General features: G+C 62.6%; 14 protein-coding genes. 10 read left to right on the top strand and 4 right to left on the bottom strand.

Annotated elements, in window-relative coordinates; all coding sequences use genetic code 11:
* Positions 1 to 16 precede the first annotated feature (16 nt).
* Positions 17 to 1165 (bottom strand): acyl-CoA dehydrogenase family protein, encoded by a 1149-nt coding sequence (locus tag HX821_RS27320; RefSeq protein ID WP_003208868.1) that lies wholly within the window; start codon positions 1163 to 1165, stop codon positions 17 to 19.
* Between the two features lie 211 nt (positions 1166 to 1376).
* Between HX821_RS27320 and HX821_RS27315 the strand changes: the two genes are divergently transcribed.
* From HX821_RS27315 to HX821_RS27290, 6 genes are all read left to right on the top strand, one after another.
* Positions 1377 to 2501 carry a sensor histidine kinase gene (locus tag HX821_RS27315; protein ID WP_177036947.1) on the top strand — a complete coding sequence of 375 codons (1125 nt, stop codon included), beginning with the start codon at positions 1377 to 1379 and terminating at the stop codon, positions 2499 to 2501.
* A 344-nt stretch (positions 2502 to 2845) separates the two neighbouring features.
* Complete coding sequence (locus HX821_RS27310; RefSeq protein ID WP_003208872.1) at positions 2846 to 3994, top strand: amine dehydrogenase large subunit; 1149 nt, start codon at positions 2846 to 2848, stop codon at positions 3992 to 3994.
* A gap of 12 nt (positions 3995 to 4006) precedes the next feature.
* Positions 4007 to 4546: a MauE/DoxX family redox-associated membrane protein gene (locus tag HX821_RS27305; RefSeq protein WP_003208874.1), complete on the top strand. Its 540-nt coding sequence runs from the start codon at positions 4007 to 4009 to the stop codon at positions 4544 to 4546.
* 3 nt (positions 4547 to 4549) lie between these two features.
* Positions 4550 to 5170: a methylamine dehydrogenase accessory protein MauD gene (gene mauD / locus HX821_RS27300; RefSeq protein WP_008431059.1), complete on the top strand. Its 621-nt coding sequence runs from the start codon at positions 4550 to 4552 to the stop codon at positions 5168 to 5170.
* A 19-nt stretch (positions 5171 to 5189) separates the two neighbouring features.
* The gene (locus HX821_RS27295; protein WP_003208877.1) at positions 5190 to 5711 is read left to right on the top strand and encodes a methylamine dehydrogenase light chain; all 522 of its coding nucleotides are present in this window, start codon (positions 5190 to 5192) and stop codon (positions 5709 to 5711) included.
* A gap of 124 nt (positions 5712 to 5835) precedes the next feature.
* Complete coding sequence (locus tag HX821_RS27290) at positions 5836 to 6357, top strand: cytochrome C (protein ID WP_087694284.1); 522 nt, start codon at positions 5836 to 5838, stop codon at positions 6355 to 6357.
* 130 nt (positions 6358 to 6487) lie between these two features.
* Here the strand turns inward: HX821_RS27290 and feaR are convergent, their stop codons facing one another.
* The 3 genes from feaR to paaY form a co-directional block, all read right to left on the bottom strand.
* Positions 6488 to 7402 (bottom strand): transcriptional regulator FeaR, encoded by a 915-nt coding sequence (gene feaR, locus HX821_RS27285; RefSeq protein WP_177036945.1) that lies wholly within the window; start codon positions 7400 to 7402, stop codon positions 6488 to 6490.
* A 76-nt stretch (positions 7403 to 7478) separates the two neighbouring features.
* Complete coding sequence (gene paaX, locus HX821_RS27280; RefSeq protein WP_003208883.1) at positions 7479 to 8402, bottom strand: phenylacetic acid degradation operon negative regulatory protein PaaX; 924 nt, start codon at positions 8400 to 8402, stop codon at positions 7479 to 7481.
* 61 nt (positions 8403 to 8463) lie between these two features.
* Positions 8464 to 9054: a phenylacetic acid degradation protein PaaY gene (gene paaY, locus HX821_RS27275; protein WP_003208885.1), complete on the bottom strand. Its 591-nt coding sequence runs from the start codon at positions 9052 to 9054 to the stop codon at positions 8464 to 8466.
* A 361-nt stretch (positions 9055 to 9415) separates the two neighbouring features.
* Between paaY and paaG the strand changes: the two genes are divergently transcribed.
* The 4 genes from paaG (at position 9416) to paaK (ending at position 13302) form a co-directional block, all read left to right on the top strand.
* The gene (gene paaG, locus HX821_RS27270) at positions 9416 to 10207 is read left to right on the top strand and encodes a 2-(1,2-epoxy-1,2-dihydrophenyl)acetyl-CoA isomerase PaaG (RefSeq protein ID WP_177022053.1); all 792 of its coding nucleotides are present in this window, start codon (positions 9416 to 9418) and stop codon (positions 10205 to 10207) included.
* Positions 10208 to 10221: 14 nt separating this feature from the next.
* Positions 10222 to 10671: a hydroxyphenylacetyl-CoA thioesterase PaaI gene (paaI, locus tag HX821_RS27265; protein WP_008431049.1), complete on the top strand. Its 450-nt coding sequence runs from the start codon at positions 10222 to 10224 to the stop codon at positions 10669 to 10671.
* Positions 10664 to 11875 (top strand): 3-oxoadipyl-CoA thiolase, encoded by a 1212-nt coding sequence (pcaF, locus tag HX821_RS27260; protein ID WP_177022051.1) that lies wholly within the window; start codon positions 10664 to 10666, stop codon positions 11873 to 11875. Before paaI ends, pcaF begins: the two co-directional genes overlap by 8 nt.
* 101 nt (positions 11876 to 11976) lie before the next feature.
* A complete protein-coding gene (gene paaK, locus HX821_RS27255; protein WP_102368711.1) occupies positions 11977 to 13302 on the top strand; it encodes a phenylacetate--CoA ligase PaaK in 1326 nt (441 codons plus the stop codon).
* The last annotated feature ends 29 nt before the right edge of the window (positions 13303 to 13331 follow it).

Below are 13331 nucleotides of genomic sequence, written 5' to 3'. Positions count from 1 at the left end.
GGTTGATCCTTGAAAGTCAGATGTAGCCAGGAAATGGAGGAACGCCGAGGAACACCGAGCCCGCGCCGTCGTACAGGCCTTCGCTGAGGAAGGCGTGCTGGGTCACCACCATGGCGTCGCGCAGGTAGCGTTGCAGCGGGTGGCGCAGGTAGATCGCGGTGGTGCCCGCCAGGCTGTAGGCGCTCTGCACCACGGCGGCGCCGGCCTGGGACACGTGAATGGCGGTCAGGCGCAACAGGCTGGTTTGCTCGGCCGTGACCGGGTTGCCGGCGAGGATCGAGTTCCACACTTGTTCGGTGGCGCCGTAGAAAAAGCCCCGAGCGGCGCTCAGCCGGGCTTCGGCCTTGGCGATTTCGATGCGCACGTAGGCGCGGTCCGCCAGTTTCGGCGCGCCGGTGATGCCGCTGCCGCTGGCCATGGCGCTGATTTCATCGAGGGCCGCGCGGGCCAGGCCGAGGTTGACCACCGCCAGCACCTGGGCGGCGTAGGCAATCGAGGGATAACGAAACAGCGGCTCGTCGATGGTGGCGGCGCCGCCACGGATGAAGGTCCAGCGCTCGTCGATGTATTGGTCGGTAACTCGCAGGTCATGGCTGCCGGTGCCCTTGAGGCCGACCACGTCCCAGTTTTCGATGATTTCAACCTGGCCGGGCTTGAACACGGCAGTGCGTGGCTTGCCGCCCGCCGCACCGATGCCCACGCCCAGCAGGTCGGCGCCTTTGCAGCCGCTGGCAAACTTCCAGGTGCCGTTGACCTGCCAGCCGCCCTCGACGGTTTCCGCCGGCTGCAACGGGAACAGGCCACCGGCAAACACCAGATCGGGGCTGTCGGCATACAGTTCGGCGAGGGTTTCCTGGGGCAAGGCCGCAAGATAGACGCCGGCGCTGCCGAAGCTGGCGACCCAGCCGGCGGAGCCATCGGCTTCGGATATGCGCTCGATCATCTGCAAGAACGTTGCGGGGGCCAGGGCATCGCCGCCGAAACAACGCGGCGTGGCCGCCCGGTAGATGCCCACCTGCTTGAAGCGTTCGATCATGTCCCGTGGCACGTGGGAGCCGGCGTCGAACTCGTCGCGGCGCTGGCGCACTTCATCGAGCACCTGCTGGAACAGCGTGGGCTGCACGTCGGGTAAAGCGTCTGGTTGCACGAGGGCCGAACGCAGCATGGGCTTTCTCCGTTGTAGTTGTTATGGACGCCGTGTCGGGCGTTGATAGGTCCAGTGTAAAAAGCCCGACCACCGTCAACTATTGGGGCGTGCAGCCCACCGGCTAAAGAAATCCCCTAGTGCGCCCCCGATTACTTCTGAGCGTGCCCCCGGATGCAAACCGGTATAACTTGCCACCGTAGTCGTCCCCTCCACCGCCAAGGGCTACGCGATGTACCTACCCAATAACAATGATTTCCACACCCTGATCGAAGCCATGCCGATCTGCACCATCCTTCACGATGCGCAGAGCAAGGACATCCTCTGGGCCAACACCGCGGCGCTGTCGGCGCTGGGGTTTACCCTGGAAGAACTGATCCCGCTCAAGGCCCCGGACATGACCCGGGACGCACCGAAGTACAAGCGCTCCATCGGCCTGCGTTGGCTCGAGCGCGCGGCCCGCAGTGGCCAGCGCACCATCGAGTGGTGTTATCGCTCCAAGGCCGGGGTGGAGATTCTTTCGGAAGCGGTCGCGACGCTGGTGCACCTGGACGGGCGCGACGTGCTGATGGTGCAGTTCCGGGATATTTCCCGGGAAGACAAGGTGAAGCGGGACCTGATCCGCGCCGAGGAAGCCCGGCGTGTCAGTGAACAACAGCTTGAGTACCTGGCCCGATACAACGCCATGGGCGAGATGGCGGTGGCGATTGCTCATGAGTTGAGCCAGCCACTGGCGGCCACGCGCAACTTTATCGAGGGGGTTTTGATTCGTCTGGGCGATACCCACAGTGCCGACCAGGGGGTGAACTGGGGGCTGCAAAGTGCCGTGCGGCAGGTCGAGCATGCGTCAACGATCATCAAGAGTGTGCGTGATTATGTGGTCAAGCTGGAGCAGAGCGCGGAGTGGGTGGACCTCAATGAGTTGCTGCAGGAAACCCGATATTTCATCAGCCTGCGGGCCGAGCCGAGTCAGGTGCGGCTGGAGATCGTCCCGAGCGCGCAACCGCTGATGGTGCAGTGCGAGAGGGTGCTGATTGGGCAGGTGATTCTGAACCTGGCGTTCAATGCCATTGAAGAGATGAGTGAGCTGCCCGTGGAGCGTCGGGTGCTGCGGTTGCATGCCTGCCGGGATGGAAACGTGGCGCGGTTGAGTGTCGAGGATTGTGGGCGCGGGATTCAGGCCGTGGCGCGGGAGAAAATCTTTGACGGGTTCTTTTCGTCGAAGGTGGGTGGCAACGGGATTGGGCTGGCGTTGTGCAAGAACATCATTGGTCGGCATCAGGGGGATATCTGGGCGCAGAATCTGGAGCCGTGTGGGGCGGTGTTCAGTTTTTCGTTGCCTTTGGTGGGGTCGTGAGATTGGGGCATTTGCGAAGCGGCTTTTCTGTAGGAGCCGGCTTGCCGGCGAAAAACGTGAGGTCGCCGCGTTTATTCAGGATGCCAACGTCATCGTTAACGACCATCGCCGGCAAGCCAGCGCCTACAGGGCTGTTCAAAAGTGAGCCGCTGCAAGAGCGGAACCCGTTTCTGCCATAACAAAAATAACGGATATACACCCTACCCCAAACCATTGGCACAGACACACAACCACTTGGCAGACACAACAATTCTTGCAATCGCCCCACAAGGCAGAATCCACTTGCAAGAATCTGCCAAAGCACCCGCGATTAGCAAAACACAATAATTCAGGGAGTGCCCCTAATGCGAAGCAACAGGATCAACGTACAGTCAGCGCTGGGTCTGGGCCTGCTTGTACTCGGCTTGAACAGCGCCCAGGCGGATTTACCGCCAGACACCATCGGCCAGACCACCCTGGCCTTTCCACCGGAAGCCCACCGCGCATTCGTGGTAGACGTCGAATTCGAAAGCTTCGTGGTCGGCCGCGTCACCGTGGTAGATCCCGACAAGAAGCGCGTCCTCGGCATGGTCCCCACCGGCTTCGCCGCGCCCTCGGCCCTGAGCCACGACCAGAAGACCCTGTACAGCGCCGACATCTACTATTCCCGCGGCACCCGGGGCGATCGCACCGATGTGCTCACCGCCTGGGACAGCTCCAGCCTGTCGCCCGCCTGGGAAGTGCTGATCCCGAACAAGCGCGCCGAATCCCTGACCCAGCGCTATGGGCTGAAGACCAGCGGCGATGACCGCTTCGTCTACGTCTACAACTTCACACCCTCCACCTCGGTGACCGTGGTCGACACCCAGTCCCGCTCCGTCACCGCCGAAATCGCGATCCCGGGCTGCGTACTCAATTACCCGGTCGGCACTCGCCGCTTCGCCTCCCTGTGCGGTGACGGCAGCCTGCAAGTGGTGACGCTGAACGAGCAGGGCCAGGAAACCTCGCGCAACCGCACGCACTTCTTCGACCCCAACGCCGAGAAGCTCAACGAACGCGCGGTGAACGTGGGCGACACCTACTACTTCACCACCACCACCGGCACCATCCGCCCGGTAGATTTCTCCGGCGATGAGCCGAAAATCCTGCCGTCCTGGTCACTCACCACCGACGCGGAAAAGAAAACCGGCTGGGCCCCGGGTGGCTGGCAGTTGATGGCCGTGGCACCGAAACTCAACCGCATGTACGTGCTGATGCACGACAACCACGAGCCGATGAAGTGGGAAGACCCGAGCACCATCATCTGGGCCTACGACCTCAAGACCATGAAGAAGATAGCCACCCTGGAAGCCCCGACCCCGGTCTGGAGCATGCAGGCCACCGGCGACGACAAGCCCCTGTTGCTGGGCGCCGACGTCGAAGGCGGCTTGCAGATCTTCGACCTCAAGACCAATAAACTCACCGGTAGCATGGCCAAGGTAGCGAAGACCGCGACCCAGATCATGAGCTACTAAAGAGGTTCGGCCATGCATATCGACCCGATCTTCATCATTGCCAGCGCCCTCGCCATCGCGGTGTTGCTGGCCAGTGCCGCGACCCACAAGTTGCGCGCACCGGCACGCTTCGCCCGGCAACTGGCCGATTACCAGTTGCTGCCAGAGGCAGTGACTCGCCCCGCCGCCCGGGTAATCCCGGTGCTGGAACTGGTGATTGCCTTTGCCCTGCTGGTGCCGGCCAGCCGTTCCTGGGCCGCCCTCGGCGCCGCCGGCCTGATTGCACTGTACGCCGCCGCCATTGGCATCAACCTGTGGCGCGGCCGCCGGGACATCGACTGCGGCTGCGCAGGCCCCGACCAGGCGCAGCCGTTGCGGCCGATCCTGCTGTTGCGCAACGGCGCACTGGTGGCCGTGGCCCTGCTGGCCAGCGTGCTGCCGATTGCCCGTGACCTGGGTTTTTTCGACGGCTTCGTCACCGTCGCCGCCAGCGCCGTCGCGCTGCTGATTTACGCCGCAGCCGATGGCCTGCTGGCGAACTCCCCTCTTCTGCTCAAACTGATTGGTAGGTGATCAATGGAAGGCCTTATTGTTTCCAACGTACTGCTGTGGGTACTGCTGCTGGCGCTGGCGTTTGCCGTGATGGGCCTGGTGCGCCAGATTGGTGTGCTGCACGGGCGCATCGCCCCGGCCGGCGCACTGATGGTCGACAAGGGCGTGGCGGTGAATGAGCCGGCCCCGCAAGTCACCGCTTCCGACCGTAAAGGCCGCCCGGTGAACTTCGGCTATGCCGGTGAGAAGAACCAGTTGCTGTTCTTCCTCTCGCCCACCTGCCCGATCTGCAAATCCCTGTTGCCGGCGATCAAGTCCATCGCCAGGGAACAGGCTGACCGACTCGACGTAGTGTTTATCAGCGACGGCGACATGGAAGCCCAGCAAGCGCTGATCACCGAACACAAGCTGGACGACGTCACCTACGTGGTCGGCCCGGAAGTCGGCATGACCTACCAGATCGGCAAGCTGCCGTATGCCGCGCTGATCGACAAGAGCGGCACCTTGCGCGCCAAGGGCCTGGTCAATTCCCGCGAGCACCTGGACAGCCTGTTCGAAGTCGAACACCTGAAAAGCGCGACGCTGCAGGAATACCTCAACAGCCAGCCGCAGCCCCACGACCACAGCCACGGCCATAGCCACTGATTAAGGCAGGGAGACTCTCATGAAATTGCTGGATCTGTTATTCGAGCGCTCGACCCGTCGCCTGGCCGACACCACGTCGCGACGCAAACTGTTGGCCCGTATGGGTTCGCTGATGGTCGCAGGCGCCGCGTTGCCCCTGCTGCTGCCCCTGGACCGCACCAGCAAGGCGCTGGCTGCCGATAACCCGAAAGCCGGTGACCCGGGCGACCCGAACAGTTGCGACTACTGGCGCTACTGCTCCATCGACGGTTTCCTGTGCAGTTGCTGTGGCGGCTCGGTGACCTCCTGCCCACCGGGCACCGAGGCGTCCCAGGTGACCTGGATCGGCACCTGCCGCAACCCGGCGGATGGCAAGGACTACATCATTTCCTATAACGACTGCTGCGGTAAGCAAAGCTGCGCCCAGTGCGCGTGCACGCGTAACGACAGCGAGGAACCGGCATACCGGCCGTTCAACAACAACGATGTGAACTGGTGCCTGGCGGCCAAATCCCACATCTACCACTGCACGGTCTCGATCATTCGCGGCGTCGCGGTTTAACTCACCCTTGTGGCGAGGGAGCTTGCTCCCGTTGGAGTGCGAAGCGCTCCCAGAGATCTTGGGGCCGCAGCACAGCCCAACGGGAGCAAGCTCCCTCGCCACAGGTCAGTGCAAGAGGCTTGTCATGCGTACGTTGTTTTTGCTGAGCTTGATGTGTGTCTTCGCCACCCCGCTCGCCCAGGCTCGGGCCATTCCCAATCCAAACCAGAAGCACGCACCGGGCAATGAGTCGCCGCAAACGCCGATCGCCCAGGCCGGGTACAGCGTGGCGACCAACTATCAGCTGCAGTGTGCCGGCTGCCATCTGGGCAGCGGCATGGGCTCGGCGGCGAACGACACACCGAGGATGACCGGGTTTGTCGGCAACTTTCTGAAGGTGCCAGGCGGGCGGGAGTTTTTGGTACGGGTGCCGGGGATGTCGCAGTCGGCGCTGAACGATGGGCAACTGGCGGATTTGCTGAACTGGCTGATGCGCCCGGACGGGATGGCGGGCAAGAGTACGCCGGTGGATTACAAGCCCTATAGCGCCGAGGAAGTCACTGAATTGCGGCACAAAGCGATGCTCAATCTGCCGGGCACAAGGGCGGGTTTGATCAAGGAAATGCGGGCGCAAGGGATTGCGATTGAAGATGGAATGCCCAACTGAACGAAACGCGATCCAAATGTGGGAGCAGGCTTGCTCGCGAATGCGGTGTGTCAGTCACCCAATGCATCAACTGAACCACCGCATTCGCGAGCAAGCCCGCTCCCACATTTTTGATCGGCGTTTCCCCTGATCAGGCGTGTTGTTTGCGGTACTCACCCGGCGCAATGCCGAACCGTGACTTGAACGCCGTCGAAAAATAACTCGAATCCGAAAACCCCCACGAGTACCCCAGCACCGAAAGCTTTTCCTCCACCCTGGATTGGCGCAGGGATTCAGCACACAAATCCAGCCGTCGGTTCTTGATGTACCGCGCCACCACCAGGCCCTTGCGGGCAAAGATCCGGTACAGCCCGCGCACCGACATCCCCACCTCCCGCGCCAGCCACTCGGGGCACAGCTCTTCGGAGCGAATGTGCTGGTCAATGCACTCCAGCGTCTTGCGGAACACTCGTTCATGGGCGTCGCAGCCCTCGCCCGCCTGGCTGATCGCCGGGCGCAGCAGGTTGATGATCGCCTCCAGCGTCGCCTCGCTTTCCTGCAAGGTCAGGTTGTCTTGCCGGGTGGCCTCCAGAATCAGCTGCCGGGACAGCATCGCCATCGGCGACGTCGCCTCGATCCGGTGCCCGCATTTGACCGGGTTGAAACGCAAGGTCTGCTCCACCAGGTACGACGGCAGGATCAACGACAACTGCCGCGAATTCTCGCTGTAGGTGAAGTCGCTGGGGTGCGCCGCATCGATCAGGGTAATGTCGCCGGCGCGCAACAGCGCCTTGCTGTCACCCTGGGCCATGCCGGCCGTGCCGTCGAGCTGGAACACGGCAAAGTACTTGCCGCCCTCGCCCGCCGCGATTTGGCTGGGGGTACGAAACAAGCGAGCCTGGCAGGCGTCGACAAAGCTGAGTTTCAGCGCGCCGCTCTGGTACTCGCGGATCTGCCCGGAAAAACCATCCCCCAGGATCTGCCCATCGAATGCGCCACAGATCTGATTGATCTGATAGATCCATTGGTCGAACCCATCACAGCGCTGTGCAATTGAAGACATCATGTTCAGGCCTCACGCAGGCTTATTTTTATTCTCTACGCCACATCACTCCACCCGTTCTCCTGAACAGCGTCGCTCCTTATTTCAGGCCTCCGAACCGCCGGTAAAAGCTTTCGCCAACATCCGGCAACGGGCCGTCGGCAGTTTCCAGCGCGCTGTTCAGCCATTCCTCGGCCTTGGCGTAGATCAACCGGTAAATATTGCGGCACAACTGGCGGGCGGCACGGCCTTCCCAATCGCCGGGGAGCAATTCATCGGGCAATTGCGGGTCGCGCAGCAGCAGTTTGCGGTACTCATGAATAAGCAGGACCCGTGCCAGGAAACAATCCGCAGGCTGTAGCTGTTCCTGCTCGCGAAGCGCTTGCCAGAGCGGTCGGAACAGTTGGATGAACTCGCTGTAATGGGCCGCCAGCTCCTCGATGTTCCAGCTCTCGCGCACCTGCACCCGCAGGGCCTTGGAGGCCAGTACATCCTGGGCGGTGGTTTCGAAGACGATGGTGTCTTCCTGGGCGCCGAGGTCGAGCAAGGTGGCGTTGACGTCGGCGCGGTCGCTGCGTGGGCAGGCCAGCACGGTCGGGGCAATCGCACCAAAACCTTGCCACTCCAGCTCTTCACGCACTTGTTTGCGCTTGTCCTGGGTCAACTGCGTGAGCATCACCAGGCACCACGAGCCATCCCATGCCGGCACGCTGGAGCTGTAGACCCGCTTGAAGGCCTTGTCGAAACGCCGACGCCCGGCACCGGTCAGGCTGTAGTAGCTGCGGCGCCCGACTTTTTCGGCGGTCAGCCAGCCTTCCTTGGTCAGGCGAAAGATCGAGGTGCGGATCAGCCGTTCATTGATGCCGATGGGTTCGAGCAACTGGATCAGGCTGCCCAGCCACACCGTCCCGCCGTGGGGTTCGATGGCGTCCCCGTACAAGGTGATGATCAAGGAACTGGCGCGAATCGGCGTCTGCTCCTGGAAGCGGGTAATCAGTTGGTTCAGGGGTGTCAGTGACGACATGGGCGTACCGAGGCAAAAAGAGAAAATATACCGTTTTTAGCGGCGTCGGGATGCAGGCGATTCATCTGCCCTTGGGCCGCAGGCCGCTGTCGCTGATGCGTGGGCGATCAGCTTCCGGTGCGCTCAGGGGTGCGCATTCCTGCATCTGCTCCAGGCAACGCTGAGCCAGGCGCTGGTATTCACGGGTGCCGGTTTGTTTCCAGTGCACCTCTTCATCACTGAGGCTGCGCTTGACGCTGGCCGGCGCGCCCATCACCAGCGACTGCTCAGGGCACTCGAAACCGGCTTTGACGAACGCCGCCGCCGAGACGAATGAGCGAGCGCCGATACGGGCGTTGTCCATCACCACCGCATTCATGCCCACCAGCGCATCGGTGCCGATCCGGCAACCGTGCAGCACGGCGCCGTGGCCGATATGGCCGTTGCGCTCGACCACCGTGTCGCTGTCCGGGAAGCCGTGCATCACACAGGTGTCCTGCAGGTTGGCGCCTTCTTCGAGGACGATGCGCCCGAAGTCGCCGCGCAAACTCGCCAGCGGCCCTACATAGCAATGGGGGCCGATGATCACGTCGCCGATCAGTACCGCCGAGGGATGGACGTAGGCCGTGGGGTCGACCACCGGGGTCAGGCCGTCGAGGCTGTAGCAAGTCATGGGGATTCCTTTTATGGCGTATTCGCAAAGCGATGCCGATCTTTGCTTATTTTGTATCACATCATTTTTACAAGCACAAAGCCGAAAAAGCGTATCACTTGAATCATGTGTCGCCGTGGCTTGATACGGTGCCGCTGATAATCGACGTAAAGCCAATAAAATAGGGGATTTATCAGGTATTTACCGACCAGCATAGGGAGCAGTTCATTTTCATCAAACTCAAAACAAGACACACCAAATCAATTTTATCGTTGCATTTATGTATCACGTTGAAGCTATACTCCGGCAAAACCGGCTGACCACGCCGATCCAATAATGAGCCGGCTGACCGCCGAGCGTGCACCGTGAGGGCCTCACGACCATGAACTTCGAACACATCCTGTTTTCCATCGAGGCCGGCGTCGCCCTGCTCAGCCTCAATCGCCCCGACCAGCTCAACAGCTTCAACACGCAGATGCACGGCGAAGTCCAGCAAGCGTTGAAGCAAGTCCAGGAAAACCCCGACGTGCGCGTGCTGCTGCTGACCGGTGAAGGCCGCGGCTTTTGCGCCGGGCAAGACCTCAGCGACCGCAACGTGGCACCCGGCAGCGCGGTGCCGGACCTGGGCGAATCCATCGAGAAGTTCTACAACCCGCTGATCCGCCAACTGCGCGACCTGCCTTTGCCGGTGATCTGCGCGGTCAACGGCGTGGCGGCCGGTGCCGGCGCGAACATCCCGCTGGCCTGCGACCTGGTGCTGGCAGCACGCTCGGCGAACTTCATCCAAGCCTTCTGCAAGATCGGCCTGATCCCCGATTCCGGCGGCACCTGGACCCTGCCGCGCCTGGTGGGCATGGCCCGCGCCAAGGCGCTGGCCCTGCTGGGCAACCGCCTGAGCGCCGAGCAGGCCGAGCAATGGGGCCTGATCTACCGCTGCGTGGACGACGCCGACTTGCGCAACGAAGCCCTGACCCTGGCCCGCCACCTGGCCACGCAACCGACCTACGGCCTGGCGCTGATCAAGCGCAGCCTGAACGCCAGCCTGAGCAACAGTTTTGACCAACAGCTGGAGCTGGAGCGCGACCTGCAACGCCAGGCCGGGCGCAGCGAGGATTACCGCGAAGGCGTCGCCGCCTTCATGGAAAAACGCAGCCCAAGCTTCAAGGGCCGCTGAAAGGAGCGCACCACATGACCAACCATGAAGCCATGAACCTGGCCAACCAGTGCGCCCAGGCCATGTTCAGCCGCGATGCCGCCAGCCAGGGCATGGGCATGCGCCTGCTCTCGGTGGCGCCGGGTTGCGCACGACTGGGCATGAGCGTGCGCGCCGACATGATCCAGGGCCACGGCACCTGCCACGGCGGCTACCTGTTTGCGCTGGCGGACTCGGCATTCGCCCTGGCCTGCAACAGCTACAACGACGCCACCGTGGCGCTCGGCTGCAGCATCGACTACATCGCCCCGGCCCACCTGGGCGACACCTTGAGTGCCGATTGCCGCGAGCAAAGCCGCTCGGGTCGCACCGGCAACTACGACGTCCGTATCGAAAACCAACTGGGCCAGCTGATTGCGCTGTTCCATGGCAAATCCTACAAAGTGCGCGGCACGGTGCTGGCGCAGGAGAATCCGAATGAATGACGCCTTGATCATCGACGCAGTCCGCACCCCGATCGGCCGCTACGCCGGCGCCTTGAGCAGCGTGCGCGCCGACGACCTCGGAGCGGTGCCGCTGCGCGAACTGCTGCGCCGCCACCCGCAAGTGGACTGGAGCAGCGTCGACGATGTGATCTACGGCTGCGCCAACCAGGCCGGCGAAGACAACCGCAACGTGGCGCGCATGTCGGCGCTGCTGGCCGGGCTGCCGGTGAGCGTGCCGGGCACCACCCTCAACCGTTTGTGCGGCTCGGGGCTGGACGCCATCGGCAGCGCGGCCCGGGCGATTCGCTGTGGAGAGGCCGGCTTGATGTTGGTAGGCGGCGTGGAGTCGATGTCCCGTGCGCCGCTGGTAATGGGCAAGGCCGAACAGGCGTTTTCCCGCGATGCGCAGCTATACGACACCACCATTGGCTGGCGCTTCGTCAACCCGCTGATGAAAAAGGCCTACGGGATCGACTCGATGCCGGAGACCGCTGAAAACGTCGCCGAGCAGTTCAATATCTCCCGCGCAGACCAGGACGCGTTTGCCCTGCGCAGCCAGCAACGTGCAGCCGCCGCCCAGGCCAGCGGGCGCCTGGCCAGGGAAATCGTCGCGGTGCAGATCCCCCAGCGCAAAGGCCCGGCCAAGGTGGTGGAACACGACGAACACCCCCGCGGCGACACCACCCTTGAACAACTGCAGAAACTCGGCACGCCATTCCGCGAGGGTGGCAGCATCACCGCCGGCAATGCATCCGGGGTCAACGACGGCGCCTGCGCCCTGCTGCTGGCCAGCGCGGAAGTTGCCAAGCGTCACGGCCTGGTCGCCCGCGGCCGGGTGGTGGCGATGGCCACCGCCGGCGTGGAACCGCGCATCATGGGCATCGGCCCGGTGCCGGCGACCCGCAAGGTGCTGGAACTGGCCAACCTGAGCCTGGCGGACATGGACGTGATCGAGCTCAACGAAGCCTTCGCCGCCCAGGGCCTGGCGGTGCTGCGCGAGCTGGGCCTGGGGGACAACGACCCACGGGTGAACCCCAACGGCGGCGCCATCGCCCTCGGCCATCCACTGGGGATGAGCGGCGCACGGCTGGTAACTACCGCCCTGCATGAATTGGAGGAACGTGGCGGCCGCTACGCCCTGTGCACCATGTGCATCGGCGTGGGCCAAGGCATCGCGCTGATCATCGAGCGCCTGTCCGACTAAAGATTCGCGATTCCCGGGGAGCCTAGCGGTATCCTTGGGGCATGCACTCAAAGCCCACGGTGTGCGGTGGGCTGATACACAAAAATAATTCGAGTGAACTCATGAACATGCCTATTCCAAACGCCGTGCTTAACCCTGTGCTGGACCCGCTGGAAACCGCCAGCGTCGACGAACTGCGCGCCCATCAACTGGAGCGCCTGCGCTGGAGCCTGCGCCACGCCTACCAGAATGTGCCGCTGTACCGTCAGCGCTTCGACGCGCTGGGGGTGCACCCGGATGACATCAAGTCCCTGGACGACCTGGCCAGGTTCCCGTTCACCACCAAGGGCGACCTGCGGGACAGTTACCCCTACGGCATGTTTGCCGTGCCGATGAACGAGGTGGTGCGCCTGCATGCGTCCAGCGGCACCACCGGCAAGCCGACGGTAGTGGGTTACACCCAGAACGACATCGACACCTGGGCCAATGTGGTGGCCCGCTCGATCCGCGCGGCCGGTGGGCGGCGTGGCGACAAGGTGCATATTTCCTATGGCTACGGGCTGTTCACCGGCGGCCTTGGTGCCCACTACGGCGCGGAACGCCTGGGTTGTACGGTGATTCCGATGTCCGGCGGGCAGACGGAAAAACAGGTGCAACTGATCAAGGATTTCCAGCCGGACATCATCATGGTCACGCCCTCGTACATGCTGAACATTGCCGATGAAATCGAGCGCCAGGGCATTGATCCACAGAAGCTGGCGTTGCGACTGGGGATCTTTGGGGCCGAGCCGTGGACTGCCGAGCTGCGCAGTGCAATCGAGGCGCGACTGGGGATTACGGCGCTGGATATTTACGGGCTGTCGGAAATCATGGGACCTGGGGTGGCCATGGAGTGTGCGGAAACCAAGGATGGCCCGACCATTTGGGAGGATCACTTCTACCCGGAGATCATCGACCCGGTGACGGGTGAGGTGCTGCCGGACGGGCAGATGGGTGAACTGGTGTTTACCTCCTTGAGCAAGGAGGCGCTGCCGATGATTCGCTACCGCACCCGGGATTTGACGCGGTTGCTGCCGGGGACAGCGCGGCCGATGCGGCGGATCGACAAGATCACCGGGCGCAGTGATGACATGTTGATCATTCGCGGGGTTAATGTGTTTCCCACGCAGATCGAGGAGCAGGTGCTTAAAATAAAACAGCTTTCAGAGTGTTATGAGATACATCTGTATCGTAATGGCAACCTGGACAGTGTGGATGTGCATGTGGAGCTGAAGGCTGAGCATCAGCACCTCAATGATGAACAACAGAAAGCCGTCTCCAGCGAACTGAGCAGGCACATCAAGACGTATATCGGGATCAGCTCGCGTATCGTTTTGCAGCCGCTGCATTCGATCAAGCGGTCTGAGGGCAAGGCTTGCCATGTGATGGATCGTCGCCCTAAAGCATGACTGCTGCACCTTTTTGGCCCCGCATTTGC

This window comes from Pseudomonas sp. B6001, assembly GCF_013386015.1.
Lineage (GTDB): Bacteria > Pseudomonadota > Gammaproteobacteria > Pseudomonadales > Pseudomonadaceae > Aquipseudomonas.
Note: the sequence above shows the minus strand (reverse complement) of the source record. Positions and strands in the feature narration are given on the sequence as shown.